Origin of the sequence: Streptomyces omiyaensis (genome assembly GCF_014650895.1) — a bacterium.
GTDB lineage: Bacteria > Actinomycetota > Actinomycetes > Streptomycetales > Streptomycetaceae > Streptomyces > Streptomyces omiyaensis.
Genome location: NZ_BMVV01000001.1, coordinates 429,230 through 451,663, shown reverse-complemented (window position 1 = coordinate 451,663; position 22,434 = coordinate 429,230). Strand labels below are relative to the sequence as shown.

Below are 22,434 nucleotides of genomic sequence, written 5' to 3'. Positions count from 1 at the left end.
ACCTCAGTCCACACGCGGGCGGCCGTCCGGGTGGCCCGGCGACGACGGATTCCGCACGGCCGCCCGGACGGCGCTCAGGCGGTGGCGGGGACCGGCGGCGGCCGCTTCTCCAGGGCCGCGGCCATCACCTCCGGGAAGAGGTCGGGGGTGCAGGCGAAGGCGGGCACCCCGAGCGCGGCGAGCGCGGCGGCGTGCTCGCGGTCGTGGGCGGGGGCGCCCTCGTCGGAGAGGGCGAGCAGGGCGACGAACTCCACGCCGGACGCCTTCATCGCGGCGACCCGCTTCAGCATGCCGCCCCTGATCCCCCCCTCGTACAGGTCGCTGATCAGGACGACGACGGTGTCGGCGGGGCGGGTGATCCGCGACTGGCAGTAGCCGAGCGCCCGGTCGATGTCGGTGCCGCCGCCCAGCCGGGTGCCGAAGAGGACGTCGACGGGGTCGTCGAGCGCGTCCGTGAGGTCGACGACGGAGGTGTCGAAGACGACGAGCCGGGTCGCGACGGCCCGGAGGGAGGCGAGGACCGCGCCGAAGACGGAGGCGTACACGAGGGAGGCGGCCATCGAACCGGACTGGTCGACGCAGAGGACGACCTCCTTGCGGACTCCCCGGGAGGCGCGGCCGTGGCCGATCAGCCGCTCGGGGACCACCGTGCGGTGCTCGGGCAGGTAGTGCCGGAGGTTGGCCCTGAGGGTGCGGTCCCAGTCGATGTCCCGGTGGCGGGGGCGCGTGGTCCGGGCGGAGCGGTCGAGGGCGCCGGCGACGGTCGCCCGGGTACGGGACGCGAGCCGGGCCTCCAGGTCGGCGACCACCTTGCGGACGACGGCCCGGGCGGTCTCTCGGGTCGTCTCCGGCAGCGCCTTGTTCAGCGACAGCAGCGTGGCGGCCAGGTGCACGTCGGGCTCGACGGCCGCCAGCGTCTCGGGCTCCAGGAGCAGGGCGGCGAGATCGAGCCGGTCGATGGCGTCGCGCTGCATGACCCGCACGACGGAGGCGGGGAAGTAGGCGCGGATGTCGCCGAGCCAGCGGGCGACGGACGGCGCGGAGCCGCCGAGGCCGCCCCTGCGGTCGCCGCCGCCGTCCCGGCTGTCGTAGAGGGCGGCGAGGGCGGCGTCCATGGAGGCGTCGGTGCCGCTCAGGGCGCGGCCGGTGCCGTCCCCCGGGCCGCCGCCGAGGACGAGACGCCACCGCCGGAGCCGCTCGTCGGCGGAGGGACCGGGGGTGCCGGATTCGGCGGGGCCGGGGCCGGTGGAGCCCGGGCCGGCGGATTCGGCGGGGCCGGGGCCGGCGGAGCGGACGGGGCCGGAGGCGGCCGGGGCGTTCGGGGCGCTCATGCGGGGGCCTCCTGGCCGAGGACGAGGTGGAGCAGGGGGAGGACCGCGTCGGCCCGCGCCCCGTCGAGGGCGTCGGCGAAGCCGGGGACCGGGGCGGCGGAGCCGGGGGCGGCGGCCCCGGGCCCGCGGGCGACGAGCTCGCCGAGGGCGCGGCGGACCCCCGGCTCGTAGCCGCCGAAGGTGCGCCGCAGCAGCGGCAGGACGTCGGTGAAGGCCTCGGCGGGCACCCGGGCGAGCCAGTCGTCGAGGAGGGAGAGGAGCCGCTCGTCGTGGACGAGGAGCAGTCCGCCGCCGGTGCCGCCGACGAAGCCCTCGGTCCAGGCGGCCGCGTCGGCGGCCGGCGCCCCCGGCGACAGCGCGAGCCCCATGAGCCGCGCGGTCTCCTCCCCGCCGTTCCACCCCTCGTCCACGAGCAGGCGCGCCGCCCTGCCCCGCACCTCGCCGGCCACCCGCTCCCCGCCCGCGAGCCGCCGCAGCACACCGGCCCAGCGGTCGGGGAGTCCGACGGGACCCGGGAGCGGGTCCGCCTCCGGGGTCGGGTCCGGGGTCCGGGGGCCCAGGAGGCCGATCGCGGTGTGGACGGTCTCCAGGCGGGCGCGCATGCGGGCGGCGGCGTCGGGGTCGAGGTGGGCGCAGGCGGGCGGGAGGCCCACGCAGATCCGCTCGGCGAGGCCGGCGGCGACGTCCGCGAGGGCCCCGGTGTCGGTGCCCCGCACGTCCCCGTACCGCAGCGAGCGGGCCAGGGCGGGCAGCGCGTCGGCGAGGTGGGCGACGTCGGTGTCGAGCGCGGCCCGGTCGGCGAGGGCGCCCAGGACGGCGGGCAGGGCGTCGCCGAGGCCGCCGAGGAGGCAGCGCTCGGCGAGGGCGGTGATCTCGCCGAGGGAGTCCGCGGCGCGGGCGTGCGACGCGGCCCGGGCGGTGGCGGCGGCCTCGACGGTGGTGCCCCAGACGCCGGCCTCGGCGACCCGGACGTGGAGCTCGGGCTGCCAGCGCAGCCGCCAGGACTCGCGGAAGGTGCCGGTGCCGGCACGGCCCGCGGCGGGCTCGCCCCAGTCGACGCCGAGGAGCCGGAGCCGGTGCAGGAGGCGGCTGCGGGCGGCGTCGGTCTCCCCGCGCAGGTCGAGGTCGAGCTCGCGCTCCTCGGCGCAGGGCTTGAGCCGGAGGCTCCGCTGGAGGCGGTCGAGGTCGCGCTGGAGCGGGACGGCCGGCGCGGCGGCGGGGACCTCGCCGAGGACGTCGCCGACGACGAGCCGGTCCCGGACGAGGGCGAGCGGCACGTCGGAGCCGTCGCAGAGGACGGCCCGGACGGCATCGGTGGTCTCGTCCAGGCCGGGGCGGGGGCGGCCGCGCAGGGCGGCGAGTCCCTCCGCGAGGCGGACGGCCTCGATGACGTGGGCCGGGGAGACGGGGTGGCCGGCCCCGCGGAGCAGTCCGGCGACCTCGGTCATCCACCGCTCGACGGGCCGGTCGGGGGCGGAGTGGAGGTGCGCGTACCAGCCGGGCGACTCGATACCGGCGCCGTATCCGGAGCGGCGGGCGAGCCGCCGGTGGGTCCAGGGGACCCAGGTCAGTTCGGTCTTCACCCGGGGCAGGCCCCTGAGCAGGGCGCGGTCGGCGGTGACGGTGGTCCGCCGGGCGAGCGCGGGCACGTGCCAGGCGCCGCAGACGACGGCGACGGCGTCCCCGAACTCCTTGCGGGCCTCCCGCAGCCGCAGCCGCATGTGGGCCTCGCGGACCGCGTCGCGCGGGTGGCCGCCGTCGCCGTGGCGCTCGCGCAGGGCGGCCATGGCGTCGGCGAGCGCGTCGAAGACGGCGAGGGGGTCGAAGACGGCGAGGGGGTCGCGGGCGTCCGGCGGATCGGGGGGAGCGTGGGAACCGGGGGGCGCCGCGGCGCCGCGGAGTTCGACGACGTCCTCCCACCACCGCTCGGGGTCCTCGTGCCCGGCGGCCCGGGCGAGTTCGGCGAGGGGGTCGATCCGGGCGCCGCCGTCGAACTCGTCCTCGTCGCCGGCCTCGCCCCAGCTGGGGTCGGCCGCGGCGAGGGTGTGGGCGGCGGGCAGGTCGACGAAGCGGACCGGTACGCCCCGGTCGACGGCCCAGCGGAGGGCGGCCCACTCGGGCGAGAAGGCGGCGAAGGGCCAGAAGGCGGCCCGGCCGGGGTCGTCGACGGCGTGGGCGAGGAGGGCGACGGGCGGCCGCAGCCCCGGGTCGGCGGCGAGGGCGACCAGGCCGTCGGCCTCGGCGGGTCCCTCGATCAGCACCGCGTCGGGGCGGGTCGCCTCCAGCGCGGCGAGCACCCCGCGCGCGGAGCCGGGTCCGTGGTGGCGCACGCCGAGCAGCAGGGGACCGGGCCGGCGCCCCCGGTGGTCCGCGGGGGCGGGTGCCGTGGCGAGGGCCGTCATGCGCTCACCTCGCGGCAGGCGCGGTAGAGGTCCTTCCAGCCGTCCCGTTCCCTGACCACCGTCTCCAGGTACTCCTGCCAGACGACGCGGTCGGCGGCCGGGTCGCGGACGACGGCGCCGAGGATTCCGGCGGCGAGGTCCGAGGGGCGGAGCACGCCGTCCCCGAAGTGGGCGGCGAGCGCGAGGCCGCCGGTGACGACGGAGATGGCCTCGGCGGTGGAGAGCGTCCCCGAGGGGGACTTGAGCCGGGTGCGGCCGTCGGCGGTGACGCCGTCGCGCAGTTCCCGGAAGACGGTGACGACCCGTCGGATCTCCTCGACGCCCCCGGGGAGGGAGGGCAGTTCGAGGGAGCGGCCGAGCTGGTCGACCCGGCGGGCGACGATGTCGACCTCGTCCTCGGCGGTGGCGGGCAGCGGCAGCACCACCGTGTTGAAGCGGCGCCGGAGCGCGCTGGAGAGCTCGTTGACCCCCCGGTCGCGGTCGTTGGCGGTGGCGATCAGGTTGAAGCCGGGGACGGCCTGGACCTCCTCGCCGAGTTCGGGGACGGGCAGGGTCTTCTCGGACAGGATCGTGATGAGGGTGTCCTGCACGTCGGCGGGGATGCGGGTGAGCTCCTCGACGCGGGCGGTGGCGCCCCGGTCCATGGCGCGCATGACGGGGCTGGGGACGAGCGCGGCGCGGCTGGGGCCCTCGGCGAGCAGCCGGGCGTAGTTCCACCCGTACCGGACGGCTTCCTCGGGGGTGCCGGCGGTGCCCTGGACGAGGAGGGTGGAGTCGCCGCTGACGGCGGCGGCGAGGTGCTCGGAGACCCAGGTCTTGGCGGTGCCGGGGACGCCCAGGAGGAGCAGGGCCCGGTCGGTGGCGAGCGTGGTGACGGCGACCTCGACGATGCGGCGGGGCCCGACGTACTTGGGCGTGATCACGGTGCCGCCGGGGAGCGTGCCGCCGAGGAGGTAGGTGGCGACGGCCCGGGGCGAGAGGCGCCAGCGGGCCGGCCGGGGGTGGTCGTCGGCGGCGGCGAGCGCGGCGAGTTCGTGGGCGAAGGCGTGCTCGGCGTGGGGCCGGAGGGCCTCGGCGGCGGGCTCGGCCCGGCCCGGGCCGGTGTCCGTCACGGCACCGGCGCCGGGCTGCGGGATGGTTTCGGGCACGGTCATGGATCCCCCTCCAGATCGTTCGACCTGTTGTGCGATCCACGGTGCACCACGCCACTGACAATCGGCCGTCACCGCGTGCCGGGACGGTCGGGGTGCCCGAAGGGGCGTGCGGGGAGCGTCAGTTGAAGACCGGGGAGACGGCGACGCAGCCGCCGGCCATGGCCTGCTCGCCCTTGGCCTCCTTGATGACCTTGCCCTCGAAGACGACCTTGCAGACGAGGTCGGCGGGCTTGGTGGAGACCGGCATGACGGCGGGCGGCATGATGCCGTGCAGCTTCACGGTCCTGCTCCACGGCGCGGTGGGCTTCTTCTCGCTCTCGACCTGCGGCTGCATCGCGGTGCCGTCGCCCGCGTGGTAGTCGATGGACACCAGGTCGGTGCCGGTGACCTCGTAGGTCACCTCGTAGCTCTCGGCGACGGCCTTGTCGACCTGGTCGGCGGCCTTGTCGGCAGCCTCGGAACAGGCGCCGAGCCCGAACGCGAGGCCGGTGACGGCGAGGGCCGAGACGGCGGTGCGGACGGTGCGGTTCATGGTGGTACTCCCCCTGCACGGTGGTGCGGACGTAAGGTCGCGCGCTGGTTCGCGCGAGCTCGCACAGCACCGTAAAGGACCGGTAAAACCGAGACGTCGCCGGGGTCGGCCGAGGAGAGCGTACCCGCAGGTCAAGTGCGTTGTCAGTGGCGGAGAATACCGTCAGGTGCATGGATGCCATGGGGGTGCGCGGGACGGTCGGCCGGGGGCGGGCGCCGGAGCCCGGCGAGGCCTCGCGCGAAGCGGGGGGCGGACCCGGCGCGGCCGGGCCGCGGAGCGGCGCGGGCGGCTCCGGCGGAGCCGGGGGGACTCCGGGGCGCGCCGGAGGCGCGGGACCGGCCGCGCCGGCCGATCCGGTGGCCGCCCGCCGGCGGGCGGAGCGCCGCGCGGCCCGCGTGACGGCGGGCGCGGAGGAGCTGGAGCGGCGGCTCGCGGACCTGGTGCGCGGCGGGCTCGCCGCGGCCGGGCAGCGGGGATACGGCCTGTGGGAGGAGACCGCGGCCCGCATGGTCGACGCGCAGGCGCCGGGCCTCGCGGGCCGGGTGCGCGAGCTCGGCGCGATCCCGGGTTCGGGTCCCGGCTGGCCGGTGCGGCTCCTGGAGGAGTGCGCGCTCACCCATCTCCTGGACCGGGCCTGGCTGGCCGCCGACCGGCTGCCCGCCCCGCTGGCGGCGACGGTGCGGACCCGGATCGGTCTGCCCTCCTCCCCCGGCGGCACGCCGGTGCGGGACCGCTGGCTGGTCCTCGCCCGATACGACACGGGGGACGGCCGGCTGACGACCCGTCGCACCTGGCTGTACGGCGAGGAGAGCGGCCGCACCGCGCTGCTGCTCTCCTTCGGCGCGGCGGGCCGCGCGCCCGCCCTGGCGCTGCCGGTCGGCGCGGTGCTGGACGGCGAGCTGACCCCGCACGCGGGCTCCGGGCGGCTGCGCGCGGAGCCGGGCGAGCCGCTGGTCCCGGTCGCCGGCCGTGGCGCGCCGCCGCCGGGCGGCCCGGTGGGCGCGGCGCTGGACGCCTACGGGCGGGCGCTGCGGGAGGACCCGTGGCTGGAGTCCTGGCCGGTGACGCTCGCCCGCGTGGTGCCCGCGCGGGCGGAGTACGGCTGGCAGCTCGCCGACGCCGACGGGCGCGAGGCGCTGCCGCTGACCGGCGGGGACCGTTCCCGCCCCGGCCCGTGGCGGCTGCTCGCGCTCTCGGGCGGCGCCCCCCTCACCGTCTTCGGCGAGTGCGGCCACCGGGGCTTCACCCCCCTCGCCGCCTGGTCCCCCGACGCCCCGGGGGAGACGGTCCCGCTGCCGTGAGACCCCGCGGCGGGTCCCGGCGCGGGGCACCGCCGTGGCACCCCGCCGTCTTCCCTTCCCGTCCGACGACCCGCGCCCGCGGCCCGGAACGCGCCCGAGGAGTCCCCGTGCAGACGACAGAACCGCAGACCGAAGCCGCCCGTTCCACCGGGGCGGAGCCCGCGCCCGGAGCGGCCCCCGGCGCGCCCGGCTGGGAGGAGCTGGTGGCGTCGGCGCTGCTCGGGACCGACCGGCGGCCGCCCGCGGGGACGCCGCGGGGGCCCGCCGCCGCCGGGGCGCTCCTCGACGCCGCCGCGCGGCGGACGCTGCGGCGGCGCGCGGGGCTGCGGCCCGGGCCCGCCGCCGTACCGCCCGCGCCGGCGCCGGACGATCCGCGGCCCGCGCTGCCCGAGGCGGCCCGGCGGCGGCTCGGCCTGCTGCTGGCCGGACGGGCGGCGCCCGCGCCGCCGGGGGGCCGCCGGGGCGTCGTTCCGGACCTCGCCGAGCTGCTGCCCCAGTGGCTGGCGATGGCGGACGAGCGGGGCTACCGGGCGCCGCACGCGGCGCTGCCGGCGCTGCTCGACGCGGCCAGGGCCCGGACCGATCTGCGGCCGCGGGCGCTGGCCCTCGCCGGGCCGCGCGGGCTGTGGCTGGCCGGGTTCAACCCGGACTGGCGGTTCGCGCTGCGCGGCCGCGCGGGCGGGGCCCTGCCGGATCCCGGGGACGCCGCGGCGGTGCGGGAGCTGTGGGAGGAGGGCCTGTTCGCCGAGCGGGTCGCGCTGCTCGGGGCCGTACGGGCGTGGGATCCGGCGGCCGGACGGGCGCTGCTCGCGGGCGGCTGGGCCGGGGAGCGGGCCGAGGACCGGCTGATGTTCCTGGACTCGCTGCGGTCCGGCCTGTCGGCGGCGGACGAGGAGTTCCTGGAGGAGGCGCTCGCCGACCGCAGCCGCAATGTCCGCGCGACCGCCGCCGAACTGCTCTCCGCGCTGCCGGGCTCGGCGCTGGCGGGCCGGATGGCGGCCCGGGCGGTCAGCTGCGTGGGGCCGGACCGGACGGCGGCCGAGCCGACGATCGCCGTGGAGGCGCCGCACGAGTGCGACGAGGGGATGCGGCGGGACGGCATCGTGGCGGTGCCCCCGTCGGGGCGGGGCGAGCGGTCCTGGTGGCTGGGGCAGCTGGTGGAGTCGGCGTCGCTGTCCTGCTGGCCGGACCGGTTCGGCGGGCGGACGCCGGAGGAGATCGTGGCGCTGCCGGTCGCCGACGACTGGCGGACGGAGCTGCACGCGGCCTGGTGCCGGGCGGCGGTGCGGCAGCGGGACGCGGTCTGGTCGCGGGCGCTGCTCGGCGCCCCGTCGGTGCCTCCGGCGACCGGGCCCGGCACCTCCTCGCTGGCCGAGCGGGCGCAGCTGCTGTCGACGCTCGGCGTGCGGGAGCGGGCCGGGTGGGTGGCGGCCTTCGTGGCGGCGCACGGCCTGTCGGAGGCGTTCCAGCTGCTCGGGGTCTGCGCGGTGCCGTGGGCGGAACCGCTGGGCGAGGCGGTGATCGACGCCCTGGACACCGCCCGGGACGCGGGCAGCTATCCGTGGAGCTTCAGCGGGGTGATGGGGCTGGCGGAGCGGTGTCTCTCCCCTTCCGCCGCCCGGCGCCTGGAGGCGCTGGCGGCCGCGGCGCCGGAGGCGGAGGACGCCGCGCCGGGCGCGGGCGCGTACTGGTCCGAGGCGTTCCGGCGCCTGGTGGCCACGCTCGACCTGCGCGCCCTGATGCGCGCCGAGCTGGACGGCGCCCCGCCCGCGGCGGTGTGAGGGCGACCGCCGGGGCACGCGGGGCGGGCGCGCGGACCGGGTGTACGGGACCGGCGTACGGACCAGGCACACGAACCGGTGCACGGACCGGGTGTGCGCACCCGGGTATGCGGACCGGAGGCGCGGACCGGAGGCGCGGACCGGAGGTACGGACCGGAGGTACGGACCCGGTGTACGCCGACGGCCGGGAGCCCGTCGGAGGGGCTCCCGGCCGTCGGCGCGGGCGGGTGTCGGGGGTGTCAGGCGGCCACGCGGACGTTCGCGTTCACCCAGTCGACGATCGACGCGGTCGTGGCGCCCGGCGTGAAGATCGCCGCGACGCCCTTCTCCTTGAGCGGCGGGATGTCGGCGTCGGGGATGATGCCGCCGCCGAAGACCTTGATGTCCTCCGCGTCGCGCTCCTTGAGCAGCTCGATGACCTTGACGAAGAGCGTGTTGTGCGCGCCCGAGAGGATCGACAGGCCGATGGCGTCGGCGTCCTCCTGGATCGCGGTGTCGACGATCTGCTCCGGCGTCTGGTGGAGCCCGGTGTAGATCACCTCCATGCCGGCGTCGCGCAGGGCACGCGCGATCACCTTGGCCCCGCGATCGTGGCCGTCGAGACCCGGCTTGGCGACCACGACGCGAATCGGACCGGTCACACCCATCACTGCCTCCACATGCGACCCCCGCGCGTCTGTGCCGGGGAGGTGAACGAACGTTATCTACAGCATCCCGCAACGGGCCGTTTCGCGGTGCCCGGCGAGGGGGAAATCACACGTGGGACACGTTCGTTCCGTGGCCTGCCCCGCTCCGGGCCCTCCTCCTGGGCCCTCCCAGCCGCCCGCGGGGCCGGTCGCGAAAGGAGCCGCGACGCCGGTCGCCGGGGTCCCGTGCCGCCGTCCGTGCGGCGCGGGACCCCGGCGCCCCGGCGTTCCGCCCGGCCCCATGTGCCGCACGGGAGGTCGGCGATGGAGCTTGCCAAGGTGACCGCCCTGCTGAGGGCGACCACGCTGGAGGCCGCGATCCTCACCGGCCGCCTCGTCCTCTATCCGTCCGGGCTCGTCGCCGTCCGCGCGGGCGGGCCGGCCCCCGACGACGGCTCCCCCGGCGGGCCCGTCCCCGTCGTGGCCGGGGCGGGCCGCCCGGTCGTGCTGCTGCACGGCTTCGCCGACAACCACTCCGTCTTCCTCCTGCTGCGCCGCGCGCTCGCCCGGCACGGCCGGGCGCACGTCGAGGCGCTCGACTACTCCCCGCTCACCTGGGACCTGCGGACCGCGGCCGAGGCGCTGGGGCGGCGGATCGAGCGGATCGCGGACCGCACCGGCCGGGCAGAGGTGGACCTCGTGGGCCACAGCCTGGGCGGGCTGGTCGCCCGTTATTACGTGCAGCGGCTGGGCGGTGACGCACGGGTGCGGACGCTGGTCACGCTCGGCACGCCGCACGCGGGCACGACCGTCGCGCGTCTCGCCGACGCGCACCCGCTGGTGCGGCAGATGCGCCCCGGGTCGGAGGTGCTGCGGGAGCTGGCCGCTCCGGCACCGGGCTGCCGGACCCGTTTCGTGAGCTTCTGGAGCGACCTGGACCAGATCATGGTGCCGGTGGAGACGGCCCGCCTCGACCACCCCGACCTCCTGGTGCACGACGTGCGGGTGAGCGGCATCGGCCACCTCGCGCTGCCGGTCCACCCGACGGTGACCGCCGGGATCCTGGAGGCCCTCGATGGCGGCGGGGCGGAGGAGGCGACGGGCGAGGGGGCGGCCTCGGTGGCCTGATGTCACACCGGCGCGCCGACACCCCCGACGCCGTTCTTCGAACGTTCCTCGAACACAAGGCCAAGGCTCTGTGCGTGAGCTGCCGAAACACGGCCGATTGCCCGTTTCCTGCACCCGCCGGCCCCCCGGAAGATTGTCGGTCCCGCATACCGCCGGGTACAGTCGCGCCACTGCTTCCCCCCGGGACACCCCCTGTCGGGCCCGCCCCGGACTGGTCCTGCTGCCGAGGCGAGAGAGACGTTGGTGAACGACCAGCACCCCCACGCCGGGTACGCCGGAGACGGCGCCCACACCCTCGGCGGCTTCGCCACCGATCCGCTCTTCGGATCGTGGTCGGACGCCGGGCAGACCGGCCACAGCGGCCAGTGGGACCTCGGCCAGTACGCCGCCACCGGTACGTACGACACGACCGGCGCGTACGAGACGGGAGCCTGGACCACCGCCCCGGGAGGCCACGACACGACCGGCGGGTGGGACGCCACCGGCCAGTGGACGGCGGCGACCGCCACCGTCACGGAGGCCTCCCCGGCGGGCGTGGCGTACGGACAGCACGAGCAGCAGTACGACACGACCGGCCAGTGGGACGCCTCCGCCTGGACCGAGGCCCAGCACACCGGGCAGTACGAGACCCTCCACTCCGGCGGCTACGCGGCGCAGGGCGCCTACGGCCACGAGGCCTACGACGTGACCGGCCAGTGGGCGGCCCCCGTCTTCGCGACCGACACCGGCGCCTACGACGCCACCGCCTGGAACCAGGCCTCCGAGCCGGCCGAGCCGGTCCTCCCCCACCAGTACACCCCCCCGGCCGAACGCGTCGACGCGACCGCCGAGTTCGCCTACGCCTACGAGCCGGAGCCGGAAGCGGCCTACGGGACGGGCGGGTTCGACACCGGGGCGTACACGGCGGACGGGACGTACGGGACCGAGGAGTTCGGGACCGACACCGGGTCCCACGGGACCGAACCGGCCGCCCACGACACCGCCCCGGACGAGCTCGACCTCGGCCCCGACGCCGAGCTCGACCCCGACGGCGCCGAGGTCCCCGCGCCCGCCGCCGAGGTCCGTACCGACGCCGCCCCGGGCCGGTCCGCGCGCCGCTCCTCCGGCGGCAGCCGCGCCCGGCGCCGCACCCCCGCCAAGCGCTCCGCCCTGCTGACCGTCGCCGTCCCCTCCGCCTGCGTCATGGGCGTCGCGGGCATCGCGGCAGCCTCCGTCGGCGGGCTCACCGACGCCGGCACCGAGGCCCCGAAGCAGCGGGACACCACGGCGCTCGCCGCCGCGGACCCGGCCGCCGTGAAGCAGGTCCCCGCCAACACCGCGCTCGACACCCAGCTCAGCGCCCTGGACGCCGACGTCCGCGACTTCGGCGACCGCGCCAGCCGCACCCAGGAGCGCATCGACCTCAAGGCCCGCCAGGCCGCCGACAAGAAGAAGCGCGAGGAGGAGGCCGCCCGCCGCGAGGCGATGCGCCCCAAGTTCGCGCTCCCGGTGAAGCTGCACCAGCTCAGCGCCCGCTTCGGCCAGTCCGGCATCAACTGGATGTCGGTGCACACCGGCATCGACTTCCCCGTGATGACCGGCACGCCCGTGATGGCCGCGACCGACGGCACCGTGCGCACCCAGCTCAACTACGCCTACGGCAACATGGTCATCGTGACCGCCCCGGACGGCACCGAGACCTGGTACTGCCACCTGAGCAGCGCCAAGATCCGCTCCGGCAAGGTCAAGGCCGGCGAGGTCATCGCCTACTCCGGCGACTCCGGCAACTCCACCGGCCCGCACCTCCACTTCGAGGTCCGGCCGAACGGCGGCTCCGCCATCGACCCGGTCGCCTGGTTCCGCACCAAGGGCCTCGACCCCACGAGCTGAACCCGCCGCGGCGCACGCACGGAGAGGGGCCCTGTCCGACGGACCGGGCCCCTCGCCGTGTGCCGTGCCGCTACAGCTTCTCGACCGGCGCGTACCGCAGCAGCAGCCGCTTCGGCTTCTCGCCGCCGAAGTCGATCGTCGCCTGGGCGTCGGAGCCCGCGCCCGCCACCGCGAGGACCGTGCCGAGGCCGAACTGGTCGTGGGTGACCCGGTCGCCGACGGCCAGCGAGACCACCGGCTTCTCCGAACCGCCGGCCCGGCGCGTCGCGAAACCGGACGGGCCGGAGCGGGCCCGCGACGAGGAGAGCGAGGACGACAGCGAGGAGGCGATGCCGGAGGTCGGCCCCGCCGGCTTCGCCACCGGCCCGGTCCGCTTCCACTCCAGGTAGGCGGGCGGGATCTCCTCCAGGAAGCGGGAGGCCGGGTTGTACGAGGGCTGGCCCCAGGCGCTGCGCATCGACGAGCGGGTCAGGTAGAGCCGCTCGCGCGCGCGCGTGATGCCCACGTACGCCAGGCGCCGCTCCTCCTCCAGCTCCTTGGTCTGGCCGAGGGCCCGCATGTGCGGGAAGACGCCGTCCTCCATGCCGGTGAGGAAGACCACCGGGAACTCCAGGCCCTTCGCGGTGTGCAGGGTCATCAGCGTGACGACGCCGGCGCCCTCCTCGTCCTCGTCGGGGATCTGGTCGGAGTCGGCGACGAGCGCGACCCGCTCCAGGAACTCCGCGAGCGTCCCCGCGCCGGCCGCCGGCCCGGCGTCCGCCTCTCCGGCCGCGTCCTGCCCGGCGGCCTGCCCGCGCTCCTGCTCGAACTCCAGCGCCACGGCGGCGAGTTCCTGGAGGTTCTCGATCCGGGTCTCGTCCTGCGGGTCGGTGGAGGCCTGGAGCTCGGCGAGGTAGCCGGTCCGCTCCAGGACGGCCTCCAGGACCACGGCGGGGCCCGCGCCGGACTCGGCGATGGTGCGCAGCTCGTCCATGAGCGTGTTGAACCGCTTCACGGCGTTGGCCGAGCGGGCGGCCATGCCGTAGGCCTCGTCGACCCGCTTGAGGGCCTGCGGGAAGGTGATCCTCTCGCGCAGCGCCAGGGCGTCGACCATCGCCTCGGCGCGCTCGCCGATGCCGCGCTTGGGCACGTTGAGGATCCGGCGGAGCGGGACGTTGTCCTCGGGGTTGGCGAGGACGCGCAGGTAGGCCAGGACGTCCCGGACCTCCTTGCGCTCGTAGAAGCGCACTCCGCCGACGACCTTGTAGGGCAGGCCGACGCGGATGAGGATCTCCTCGAAGACGCGGGACTGCGCGTTGGTCCGGTAGAAGATCGCCACGTCGCCGACCTTCGCGTCGCCCGCGTCGGTGAGCCGGTCGATCTCGTCGGCGACGAACTGGGCCTCGTCGTGCTCGGTGTCCGCGACGTAGCCGGTGATCTGCGCGCCCGCTCCGGCGTTGGTCCACAGGTTCTTGGGGCGGCGGGACTCGTTGCGCTCGATGACCGCGTTGGCCGCGGAGAGGATCGTCTGGGTGGAGCGGTAGTTCTGCTCCAGCAGGATCGTCGTCGCGTCCGGGTAGTCCTCCTCGAACTGGAGGATGTTGCGGATGGTCGCGCCGCGGAAGGCGTAGATCGACTGGTCGGCGTCGCCGACCACGCACAGCTCGGCGGGGCCGAGGTCCTCGTAGCCGGTGCCGACCAGCTCGCGCACCAGCGTGTACTGGGCGTGGTTGGTGTCCTGGTACTCGTCGACCAGGACGTGGCGGAAGCGGCGGCGGTAGTGCTCGGCGACGTCCGGGAACGCCTGGAGCAGGTGGACCGTCGTCATGATGATGTCGTCGAAGTCCAGCGCGTTCGCCTCGCGCAGGCGCGCCTGGTACATCCGGTACGCCTCGGCGAGGGTCTTCTCGAAGCCGTCGGCGGCCTGGTCGGCGAAGGACTCCTCGTCGATCAGCTCGTTCTTCAGGTTGGAGATCTTGGCGCTGAAGGACTTCGGCGGGAACTTCTTCGGGTCGAGGTCCAGGTCGCGGCAGACCAGCGCCATCAGGCGCTTGGAGTCGGCGGCGTCGTAGATCGAGAAGGACGAGGTGAAGCCGAGGCGCTTCGACTCGCGGCGCAGGATGCGGACGCAGGCGCTGTGGAAGGTCATCACCCACATCGCGTTCGCCCGCGGTCCGACGAGCTGCTCGACGCGCTCCTTCATCTCGCCGGCGGCCTTGTTGGTGAAGGTGATCGCCAGCACCTGGCCGGGGTGCACGTACCGCGTGCCCAGGAGGTGGGCGATGCGGTGGGTGAGGACCCGGGTCTTGCCCGAGCCTGCGCCGGCCACGATGAGCAGCGGGGTGCCGGTGTGGACGACGGCGGCGCGCTGCTGCTCGTTCAGCCCGTCGAGGAGGGCGGCCGGGTCCACGACCGGACGGGGGGCGCCGTCGCGGTAGTACGGATCGCGGGGCGGGGGCGCGTCGAAGTGCTCCCCGAACAGGTCGTGCGGAACCTCCTCCGCCGGGGCGCCGTGCTCGTCGTCCTCGGGCGGGGGCGGGGCGTCCTCCGGGGAGTGGGACTGGAGGCCGGCCAGGAAGCTGTCGTCAAAGAGGCTGCTCATCGCCTCACGAGTCTAGGACGCCGCGCCGACAACCGGGTCCGCCTTCGGCTTCCTTCCGGTGTGAGGACGCGCACCGCGAGCGGCCGGGCCCGGCTCCCGAGGGGGGCCGGGCCGGGCGGGGCGGGCGTCCGGGGATCAGACCCAGAGGGTCGCGATGAAGATGTTCGCCGTGGTCAGGCCGCCGACGGCGCCGAAGAGGGCCTTGTCGGCGGTCTCGTCGTCGCGCTTGACGTAGACGATGCCGAGGATCACCACGAGGATCAGCAGCTTGATGCCGACCTTGAGGTTGTTGACCGTCTGGTCGTCGGCCTGGTTGAGGCCGACGAGCGCGACGCCGGTGACCAGCATGGTCAGCGCGCCGTGCAGCATGGCCGGGGTGAAGCGGGCCGTGCCCGCGCCGAGCGCCTTCATCTGGGTGAGGAATCCGCCCAGGAGGGAGGCGATGCCGATGATGTGGAGCGCGACGAAGACATTGATGAGGACGTCCATGGGGCGGAGCCTAACCGGGCCCCTAGCACCGCTCCCCGGCCGGGTCCACCCGCTCCCCCGCTTCGGTCGCCCGTCCCCCGCAAACCTCCGCCGACCGCCCCGGAGAGCGAAAGGGAACGGTCGCCGGGGGTCATCCGGAACCAATACCGGTCAACCCGGCGCCACGGCGTGACCCCCGGGGCTAGCGTCCTGCCCCAGGTGGTCGGCCCCCACCCCGCCGGCCCACCCGGCGGTGCCGGCCATCCCCGCCGGAGACCCCGGCGGCGGCCCGTCTCCCCTGTGCGGTCCGCCGCCGGCCCCGGCCGGCACCGTCCCCCACTGGCAGAGGATGTGACCCGCCCTCGTGGCAGCTCACCGAAAACCGCGGCCGTCGTCGCTCGGCCGCCCCGCGGCCCGCACGGCCGCCACGCTCGCCCTGGCCTCGGCCGCCACCGCCACCCTCTTCGAGGGTTCCGGACACGCCGACCCGGCCCGCCCCGACCGCACCCCCGCGCAGGTCAGGGCCGAGGTCGACCGGCTCTACCAGGAGGCCGAGGCCGCCACCGAGCGGTACAACGGCGCGAAGGAGCGGGCCGGCACCGCACGCGCCTCCTTCGAGCACCTCCGCGACGAGGCCGCCCGCCGCACCGAGCGGCTCAACACCGCCCGGCGGAGCCTCGGGGCCGTCGCCACCGCGCAGTACCGCTCCGGCGGACTCGACCCCGCCGTCCAGCTGGCCCTCACCTCCGACCCCGACCGGTACCTGGAGCGGGCCGCGCTCGCCGAGAAGGCGGGCGACCGCCAGGCCGCCGCCGTCACCGCCGTACGCCGGGAGCTCGCCGCCCTCGCCCAGCTCCGTGCCGAGTCCGCCGGCCGGCTCACCGCCCTGCGCGGCCACGAGAGCGAGCTGCGCCGCCAGAAGGCCGCCGTCGTCGACAGGCTCACCGCCGCCCGTCGGCTCCTCGCCCGGCTCACCGCCGAGGAGCGGGCCCGGTACGAGGCGGCCGCCGCCGCCCGCACGGCCGCACCGGCCACGGCCGCCGGCCCTGGCGCCCCGGCGGCCGGCGCCACCACCGCGGGCGCCACCACGGCCCGCGCGGACCGCGGCTCCGGCGACCGGGCCCCGGTGACCGCGGCGACCGGCCGTGCCGCGGCCGCCCTCTCCTTCGCCCGCGCCCAGATCGGCAAGCCCTACGTCTGGGGCGCCACCGGCCCCTCGGGGTACGACTGCTCCGGGCTGACCCAGGCCGCCTGGCGGGCCGCCGGAGTGTCGCTGCCGCGCACCACGTACACCCAGATCAACGCCGGCCGGCGGGTCTCCCGCTCCGAGCTGGCCCCGGGCGACCTGGTCTTCTTCTACTCCGGGATCAGCCACGTGGGGCTCTACATCGGCGGCGGCCGGATGATCCACGCGCCCCGGCCGGGCTCCCCGATCCGGGTCGCGCCGATCGACGAGATGCCCTTCGCCGGCGCCACCCGCGTCGCCTGAGCCCGGGGCGCCCGCGGGGGCCCTCAGACCAGACGGCGGGCGGTGGCCCAGCGGGTCAGCTCGTGCCGGTTGGAGAGCTGGAGCTTGCGGAGCACCGCGGAGACGTGCGACTCGACGGTCTTCACCGAGATGTAGAGCTGCTTGGCGACCTCCTTGTACGCGTATCCCCGGGCGATCAGCCGCAGGACCTCGCGCTCCCGCTGGGTCAGCCGGTCCAGGTCCTCGTCCACCGGGGGCGCGTCGGTGGAGGCGAAGGCGTCCAGGACGAAGCCGGCCAGGCGCGGGGAGAAGACGGCGTCGCCCTCCTGGACCCGGAAGATCGAGTCCACCAGGTCGTCACCGGTGATCGTCTTGGTGACGTAGCCGCGGGCCCCGCCCCGGATCACGCCGATCACGTCCTCCGCCGCGTCCGACACGGAGAGCGCGAGGAAGCGGACCGGGTCCTCGGCCGCACCCATCAGTCCGGCGCAGCGGCGCAGCACCTCGACCCCGCCGCCGCCGGGCAGGTGCACGTCGAGGAGCACGACCTCGGGCCGGGTGGCCGTGATGACGGTGACGGCCTGGTCGACGTCGGCGGCCTCACCGACCACCTCGACCCCGGTGATGTCGGTCCGGCCGATCTCGGCCTGGACGCCGGTGCGGAACATGCGGTGGTCGTCGACGAGGACGACCCGCACCCGGCGCCCGGCACCGCCCGCCGCGACCGGCCCCGTCTCCCCGTCGGCCCCGGTCGTCGCTCCGGTCTCGTCGCTCATCCGTCCGCCCTCTCCATCTCCAGCTCGACTTCGGTGCCCCCGCCCGGTACGGCCCGCAGCCGGGCCGTACCGCCGTTGCGCTGCATCCGGCCGATGATCGATTCTCGTACGCCCATTCTGTCCTCGGGGACCTCGTCCAGGTCGAATCCGGGGCCGCGGTCGCGCACCGACACGAACACCGTGCGCCCCTCCACCTCGGCGTAGACCTGCACCGCCCCGCCCTCGCCACCGTACTTCGCGGCGTTGACCATCGCCTCGCGCGCGGCCTGCATCTGCGCGGTCAGCTGCTCGTCGAGGGGGCAGTCGCCGACGACGACCACCTCCAGCGGCACGCCGTGCTGGTCCTCGACCTCGGCGGCGGCCCGCTTCACCGCCTCGGCGAGGGTCTCGGGCTCCTCGTCCCTGCCGGTGCCCTCGGGCTTGTACAGCCAGTTCCGCAGCTCGCGCTCCTGGGCGCGGGCGAGCCGGCGGACCTCGCCGGCGTCGTCGGCGTTGCGCTGGATCAGGGTGAGGGTGTGGAGCACGGAGTCGTGGACGTGGGCGGCGACCTCGGCCCGCTCCTGGGCGCGGATGCGCAGGGTCCGCTCCGCGCTGAGGTCCTGCGACATCCGGATCAGCCAGGGGCCGGCGAGCAGCGCTATGCCGGTCAGCACCGCGACGGCGGCGGTCAGCGCGGTGCCGATCTGGGCGACGGAACCGCGCACGACCACGAAGACGGCGAGGCCGGTGCCGACCAGGGCCACGCCGACGAGCCCGCGGACCAGGTGGAAGCCGCGCCCGTGCTTGACCCGGCCGGTCCAGGTGTCGCGGCGGGCGTTGTCGGCCTGCCGCCACACCAGGACGACGCCGACGCCGATGAGCAGCGTCGGCCACACGTACCGTCCGGTCTCGCCGTCCAGCCTCAGGTTGGCGATGAAGATCGCGGCGCCGACGGCGAGGGCGACGAGGGCGACGATCTGGCCCCGGTCGGGTTTGCGGAGCCGGCGTCTGCCGTCCTCGGTGGTCTCGAAGACGGGGCGGGGGTCGGCCCGGCCCCCGACACCGAGCGGGACGACGATCCAGAAGACCGCGTAGAGCAGCAGCCCGAGTCCCTCGGTGAGGACGAGCACCGCGAAGACGGCGCGCACCCAGGCGACGGGCAGGCCGAGGTGTCCGGCGAGGCCGCGGGCGACACCGCCGAGCCACCGCCCGTCGGCGCTCCGGTAGAGCCTGCGCACGGGCGGTTCGTCGAGGTCGGTGACGCGAGCGGTTGCGGACATGCGCCGATCGTCACACGTCCGGCCCGCCCGGGGCATCAGGGTCGGCCCTGAGATCGACCCGGGGATCGCCTCGGGGTCGACACGCCGTCGAATATCAGGGTCGCGCCAGGGTCGTTCCCGGTGCCGTCCGGGGGGCACGGGCGGTCACCATGGACGCATGACGAGTTCGACGCCTTCGCGGCCCGCGCACCCCGAGGCCCCACCGGCGGCAGAGGCCGCCACCGCAGCCCCGCTGCGCCGCTCGCGTTCGAGCCGAGTGGTCGGCGGGGTGTGCGGCGGTCTCGGCCGGCACTTCGACATGGACCCGGTGATCTTCCGGACCGTCCTGGCGGTGCTGGTGGTCACGGGCGGCGTGGGACTGATCTTCTACGGCTTCGCGTGGCTGCTGATCCCGCTCGTGGGCGAGGAGGACGGCGAGGGCCGGCGGCTGCTGACCGGCCGGGTGTCCGGCGCCTCGCTCGCGGCGGTGCTCATGGCGCTGGTGGGCTGCGGCATCTTCCTGTCGATGCTGCGCACGGGCTCGCTGCTGGGCTTCGCGGTGCTGCTGACGCTGGTCACGGCCGGGGCGGCGTACTGGTCGCAGCGGCGGCACACGGCCGGCGGGGAGACCGAGGGCGATGCGGAGGTGCGGCCGAAGGCGCCGCACGCGCGGGTCCCGGTGCCGCCGGAGGCGAAGGCGCCGCCGCTGACGTTCCCGGAGGGCCAGATGAGCTCGTGGTGGCGCGATCCGATCGTGAAGGACGGCTCCACCGGCAAGGTGGCCTTCGGCTACATGTGGGGACCGCTCGGGATCGTCGACGAGGAGGGCCGGGTCGACGGCGAGGTGCCGAAGCCCGGGAGCCGGTGGAGCGCGCCGCGGAGCGCGGAGCGTCCGGAGCCGTCGGTGCGGCGGAGCCCGTACTCGATCGCCGGTCTCGTCGACCTGCTCGCGCTGGGCGCGGCGGTCGCGGGCACGGCCCTGACGTGGGAGTCGCAGCCGCTGGGCACCAGCCTGGCGACGGGGCTGGCGGCCGCCCTGGGCGTCCTCGGCCTGGGGCTCGTGGTCAGCAGCGTCCTGGGCCGGACCGGCTTCGGCACGATCTTCCAGGCGGTGGTGACGGCGGCGCTGCTGGCCGGCGCGGTCGCCCTGCCGGACAGGATCACCACGGACTGGACGCGTCAGACGTGGACGCCGGCCACGGTGGCCGCCGTGCAGCCGCAGTACGACCTGGGCGCCGGGGTGGGGACGCTGGACCTGTCCCAGCTGACGGTGCCCGAGGGGACGACGGTGTCGACCGCGGTCGACGTGGGCGCGGGGAAGCTGGAGGTGGTCGTGCCGGACGACGTGGTGGTGAGGCTCCGCGCCCAGGTGGGTCTCGGCGATCTCCAGCTGCCCGGGCAGGCGCCCGACGACATCGACGTCGCCCCGCACCGCGACGAGACGCGGACGCTGAACCCGCCCGCCGGGGTCGACCCGGCGGGGACGCTGGACCTCTCGCTGGAGGTCGCCCTCGGACAGGTGGAGGTCACCCGTGCTGCTTCATGAGTTCCGTCCGGGCCGGCTGGTCGTCGGCGTGGCCTCCCTCGCCCTGGCCGCGGCCTACGGCGGCGAGCTGGCCGGGGCGTGGTCGGTCCCGTGGTGGCTGGCGGTCCCGGTGATGTGCGGCGGGCTGGGGGTGGCCGGTCTGGTGACCTGGGTGGCCTACGGCATCCGGCGGCGTTCGGCGAGGAGCCGGTCGGCGGAGAGCAGCGGGGCGCCGGCGAGCAGCAGCGGCAGCCAGGCGATGAGGTAGGCGAGGTCGTTGCCGAGGTAGTACGGGGTCACCTGCCAGCTGACGGTGAGCCAGAGGCTCAGCGAGATGAGGGCGCCGCCGAGGGCGGCCACCCGGGCGTAGAGGCCGAGGAGGGTGCCGAGGCCGACGGCGAGCTCGCCGAGGGCGATGGCGCAGCCGAAGCCGGTGGGGCTGTGGAGGGCGAGGTCGACGAGCCAGGGGACGGCCGAGGAGTCGCGGACGCCGCGCATGGTCTCGCCGATGGAGCCGGTGCCGGTGTCGGCGAGGAAGGCCGGGTCGGTGAGCTTGTCGAGGCCGGCGTAGACGAAGGTGACGCCGAGGAAGATCCGCAGCGGCAGGAGGGCGTACCGGGAGGCGGTGGCCCGCCAGGCGTCCGTGCGGCTCCGGAGGCCGGTCCTGCCGGGGCTCCCCTGGTACTCGGTCATGATCGCTCACCTCTCCACGCCCCGCACGACTGTTCGCGGACCGATTGTCCCCGTTCGGCCTGTGAAGGGACACAGGAGGACGGGAACCGGGTGGGTCGGCCGCCCGGCCGGGGGAGTCCGCAGGTCTCCGGGGGCCCCGGGCTCCGGGAGCGCCGGTCTCGGGGAGGGGTCAGTCGGCGACGTCGATCGTGACCCGGTTGGTCTCCAGGCCGGCGGCGGTGACGACGGAGACCTCGACCCGGCCGGGCTCGACGTCGGCGGGGAGCGGGACGGTGAGCACGGTGTCGGTGGGGTTGGCGAAGCCGCCGGGGACCGGGACCAGCGGCACGTGGGCGTGGACGGGGCCGATGCGGACGACGAGCCGGGTCAGCGGGTCGGGGGAGGCGGCGCCGGGCGGGACGAAGCCGTGGCCGCGGATCTCGATGTCGTCGCCGGTGCGGATGGGGGCGTCGAGGTCGCCGGCCTCGCGGGCGCGGACCACGGCGTGGACGGCGGGCCGGCCGCCCTCGGTGCACTTGGCGGCCAGGTGCCAGGCGGCGGAGACGGCGACGAGGAGGGCGAGGGACCACGGCAGCCCGGGGAGGCGGCCGGGGTCGCCGGCGAGCCGGACGGCGGCGAAGACGAGGACGGCGCCGGAGACGAGGACGTACTGGACGTCGGCGAGGTCGGCGCGGCCGTTGTCGTCGCAGAGGAGGTCGGCGGCGCGGGGGCGGTCGGCGCGGACCTTCTGGAGGCGCTGGGCGGCGATCCGGGTGGAGACGACGAGCCGGGCGGTGACGGCGACGGCGGAGACGAGGGCGAGGACGGTGACGAGCCCGGCGGCGCCGGAGAGGCCGAAGGCGGTGGCGGTGGGCGCGCGGAGGGTGAGGAGGAGCAGGGCGTAGCAGAGGAGGAGGAGCCAGGCGGCGGCGACGGCGCGGGTGGTGGAGAGCCGGTTGTCCTCACCGGTGAGGACGGCGAGGAGGCCGCCGCGGGCGCGGTGGGCGTGGGCGGTGGCGGTGAGCGGGACGGCGAGGAGGAGGGCGGTGCAGAGGCCGGCGGTGCGGGCGGCGGTCCAGCCGGTGCCGAGGGCGGTGAGGGCCTGGCCGAGGAGGAGGGCGAGGACGGCGGCCCAGATCGCGGCGAGGCTGCCGGTGCGGACGCGCGCGAGCCAGGCGAGCGAGGCCTCCCGGCCGTGGGCGGTCACGGCCCGGGCGGACTGGGCGAGTTCGTCGGAGACCCACTGGCGGGCGGCGACCGGGGAGTGGGCGACGGCGGCGGGGACGCCGCGGCCGGCGGCGAGCTCCTCGCGGCGGGCGAGGAAGGCCGCGACGGCGCGGCGGTGACCGGTCTCCCCGCAGTGGGCGCAGCCGGCGCAGGCCGTCGGGTGCCCTTGGGCACCGTGGTGTGCGCCGTACTGTCTCGCCTCTTGGACCGCCACGGTGCCGCCACTTCCCGATGTCGAGGTTTCGAGCTCAACCTGCCTCTGGTTTCTGGGAATTGTGCCGCACGGAGGGTGCTCGCGAAGGCCGCGTGCGCCCCGCCGGAGAGTGATTGCCGCGTCATCCCATTGACGTACGGA

At 76.2% G+C, this 22,434-nt stretch carries 17 protein-coding genes; 6 read left to right on the top strand and 11 right to left on the bottom strand.

Annotation, left to right across the window (positions count from 1 at the left end; genetic code table 11):
• Nucleotides 1-74 precede the first annotated feature (74 nt).
• The 4 genes from IE287_RS02190 to IE287_RS02175 form a co-directional block, all read right to left on the bottom strand.
• A complete protein-coding gene (locus IE287_RS02190; RefSeq protein WP_189847110.1) occupies nucleotides 75-1,331 on the bottom strand; it encodes a VWA domain-containing protein in 1,257 nt (418 codons plus the stop codon).
• On the bottom strand, nucleotides 1,328-3,733 hold the full coding sequence (locus IE287_RS02185) for a DUF5682 family protein (RefSeq protein WP_189847109.1): 2,406 nt from the start codon (nucleotides 3,731-3,733) through the stop codon (nucleotides 1,328-1,330). The genes IE287_RS02190 and IE287_RS02185 overlap by 4 nt, the downstream gene beginning before the upstream one ends.
• Nucleotides 3,730-4,887 (bottom strand): ATP-binding protein, encoded by a 1,158-nt coding sequence (locus IE287_RS02180; RefSeq protein WP_189847108.1) that lies wholly within the window; start codon nucleotides 4,885-4,887, stop codon nucleotides 3,730-3,732. Before IE287_RS02180 ends, IE287_RS02185 begins: the two co-directional genes overlap by 4 nt.
• 118 nt (nucleotides 4,888-5,005) lie before the next feature.
• Nucleotides 5,006-5,419, bottom strand: a complete 414-nt coding sequence (locus IE287_RS02175; protein WP_189847107.1) for a hypothetical protein — start codon at nucleotides 5,417-5,419, stop codon at nucleotides 5,006-5,008.
• 170 nt (nucleotides 5,420-5,589) lie between these two features.
• On the opposite strand from IE287_RS02175, the gene IE287_RS02170 reads away from it, so the two are divergent.
• Entirely contained in the window at nucleotides 5,590-6,720 is a 1,131-nt protein-coding gene (locus IE287_RS02170; RefSeq protein WP_229883227.1) for an SWIM zinc finger family protein, read from the top strand.
• Between the two features lie 107 nt (nucleotides 6,721-6,827).
• Entirely contained in the window at nucleotides 6,828-8,501 is a 1,674-nt protein-coding gene (locus tag IE287_RS02165) for a DUF5691 domain-containing protein (RefSeq protein ID WP_373307777.1), read from the top strand.
• Between the two features lie 239 nt (nucleotides 8,502-8,740).
• On the opposite strand, the gene icmB is transcribed toward IE287_RS02165, so the two are convergent.
• Nucleotides 8,741-9,148, bottom strand: a complete 408-nt coding sequence (icmB, locus tag IE287_RS02160) for a coenzyme B12-dependent isobutyryl CoA mutase small subunit (RefSeq protein ID WP_189847105.1) — start codon at nucleotides 9,146-9,148, stop codon at nucleotides 8,741-8,743.
• Nucleotides 9,149-9,451: 303 nt separating this feature from the next.
• Here icmB and IE287_RS02155 point away from each other — a divergent pair, with 303 nt between their 5' ends.
• Both IE287_RS02155 and IE287_RS02150 read left to right on the top strand, forming a co-directional pair.
• Complete coding sequence (locus IE287_RS02155; protein ID WP_189847104.1) at nucleotides 9,452-10,255, top strand: esterase/lipase family protein; 804 nt, start codon at nucleotides 9,452-9,454, stop codon at nucleotides 10,253-10,255.
• 243 nt (nucleotides 10,256-10,498) lie between these two features.
• A complete protein-coding gene (locus IE287_RS02150) occupies nucleotides 10,499-12,124 on the top strand; it encodes a M23 family metallopeptidase (RefSeq protein ID WP_189847103.1) in 1,626 nt (541 codons plus the stop codon).
• A gap of 70 nt (nucleotides 12,125-12,194) precedes the next feature.
• On the opposite strand, the gene pcrA is transcribed toward IE287_RS02150, so the two are convergent.
• Nucleotides 12,195-14,705 carry a DNA helicase PcrA gene (gene pcrA, locus IE287_RS02145; RefSeq protein WP_189847102.1) on the bottom strand — a complete coding sequence of 837 codons (2,511 nt, stop codon included), beginning with the start codon at nucleotides 14,703-14,705 and terminating at the stop codon, nucleotides 12,195-12,197.
• Nucleotides 14,706-14,840: 135 nt separating this feature from the next.
• Entirely contained in the window at nucleotides 14,841-15,194 is a 354-nt protein-coding gene (locus IE287_RS02140; protein WP_189847101.1) for a hypothetical protein, read from the bottom strand.
• A gap of 343 nt (nucleotides 15,195-15,537) precedes the next feature.
• Between IE287_RS02140 and IE287_RS02135 the strand changes: the two genes are divergently transcribed.
• Nucleotides 15,538-16,662, top strand: coding sequence for a C40 family peptidase (locus IE287_RS02135; RefSeq protein WP_189847100.1), 1,125 nt, complete (start codon nucleotides 15,538-15,540; stop codon nucleotides 16,660-16,662).
• A gap of 23 nt (nucleotides 16,663-16,685) precedes the next feature.
• On the opposite strand, the gene IE287_RS02130 is transcribed toward IE287_RS02135, so the two are convergent.
• The gene (locus IE287_RS02130; RefSeq protein WP_189847099.1) at nucleotides 16,686-17,417 is read right to left on the bottom strand and encodes a LuxR C-terminal-related transcriptional regulator; all 732 of its coding nucleotides are present in this window, start codon (nucleotides 17,415-17,417) and stop codon (nucleotides 16,686-16,688) included.
• Complete coding sequence (locus tag IE287_RS02125; RefSeq protein ID WP_189847098.1) at nucleotides 17,414-18,676, bottom strand: ATP-binding protein; 1,263 nt, start codon at nucleotides 18,674-18,676, stop codon at nucleotides 17,414-17,416. The genes IE287_RS02130 and IE287_RS02125 overlap by 4 nt, the downstream gene beginning before the upstream one ends.
• A gap of 157 nt (nucleotides 18,677-18,833) precedes the next feature.
• Here IE287_RS02125 and IE287_RS02120 point away from each other — a divergent pair, with 157 nt between their 5' ends.
• Nucleotides 18,834-20,201: a PspC domain-containing protein gene (locus IE287_RS02120; protein WP_189847097.1), complete on the top strand. Its 1,368-nt coding sequence runs from the start codon at nucleotides 18,834-18,836 to the stop codon at nucleotides 20,199-20,201.
• A 156-nt stretch (nucleotides 20,202-20,357) separates the two neighbouring features.
• Here the strand turns inward: IE287_RS02120 and IE287_RS02115 are convergent, their stop codons facing one another.
• A complete protein-coding gene (locus IE287_RS02115) occupies nucleotides 20,358-20,873 on the bottom strand; it encodes a DoxX family protein (protein WP_189847096.1) in 516 nt (171 codons plus the stop codon).
• A gap of 169 nt (nucleotides 20,874-21,042) precedes the next feature.
• A complete protein-coding gene (locus IE287_RS02110) occupies nucleotides 21,043-22,293 on the bottom strand; it encodes a hypothetical protein (RefSeq protein ID WP_189847095.1) in 1,251 nt (416 codons plus the stop codon).
• Nucleotides 22,294-22,434 lie beyond the last annotated feature (141 nt).

What these genes read in the sequence shown, in the direction of transcription:
- IE287_RS02190 (WP_189847110.1), bottom strand. Translation starts at nt 1,331, where the DNA reads ATGAGCGCCCCGAACGCCCCGGCCGCCTCCGGCCCCGTCCGCTCCGCC.
- IE287_RS02185 (WP_189847109.1), bottom strand. Translation starts at nt 3,733, where the DNA reads ATGACGGCCCTCGCCACGGCACCCGCCCCCGCGGACCACCGGGGGCGC.
- IE287_RS02180 (WP_189847108.1), bottom strand. Translation starts at nt 4,887, where the DNA reads ATGACCGTGCCCGAAACCATCCCGCAGCCCGGCGCCGGTGCCGTGACG.
- IE287_RS02175 (WP_189847107.1), bottom strand. Translation starts at nt 5,419, where the DNA reads ATGAACCGCACCGTCCGCACCGCCGTCTCGGCCCTCGCCGTCACCGGC.
- IE287_RS02170 (WP_229883227.1), top strand. Translation starts at nt 5,590, where the DNA reads ATGGATGCCATGGGGGTGCGCGGGACGGTCGGCCGGGGGCGGGCGCCG.
- icmB (WP_189847105.1), bottom strand. Translation starts at nt 9,148, where the DNA reads ATGGGTGTGACCGGTCCGATTCGCGTCGTGGTCGCCAAGCCGGGTCTC.
- IE287_RS02155 (WP_189847104.1), top strand. Translation starts at nt 9,452, where the DNA reads ATGGAGCTTGCCAAGGTGACCGCCCTGCTGAGGGCGACCACGCTGGAG.
- pcrA (WP_189847102.1), bottom strand. Translation starts at nt 14,705, where the DNA reads ATGAGCAGCCTCTTTGACGACAGCTTCCTGGCCGGCCTCCAGTCCCAC.
- IE287_RS02140 (WP_189847101.1), bottom strand. Translation starts at nt 15,194, where the DNA reads ATGGACGTCCTCATCAATGTCTTCGTCGCGCTCCACATCATCGGCATC.
- IE287_RS02130 (WP_189847099.1), bottom strand. Translation starts at nt 17,417, where the DNA reads ATGAGCGACGAGACCGGAGCGACGACCGGGGCCGACGGGGAGACGGGG.
- IE287_RS02125 (WP_189847098.1), bottom strand. Translation starts at nt 18,676, where the DNA reads ATGTCCGCAACCGCTCGCGTCACCGACCTCGACGAACCGCCCGTGCGC.
- IE287_RS02120 (WP_189847097.1), top strand. Translation starts at nt 18,834, where the DNA reads ATGACGAGTTCGACGCCTTCGCGGCCCGCGCACCCCGAGGCCCCACCG.
- IE287_RS02115 (WP_189847096.1), bottom strand. Translation starts at nt 20,873, where the DNA reads ATGACCGAGTACCAGGGGAGCCCCGGCAGGACCGGCCTCCGGAGCCGC.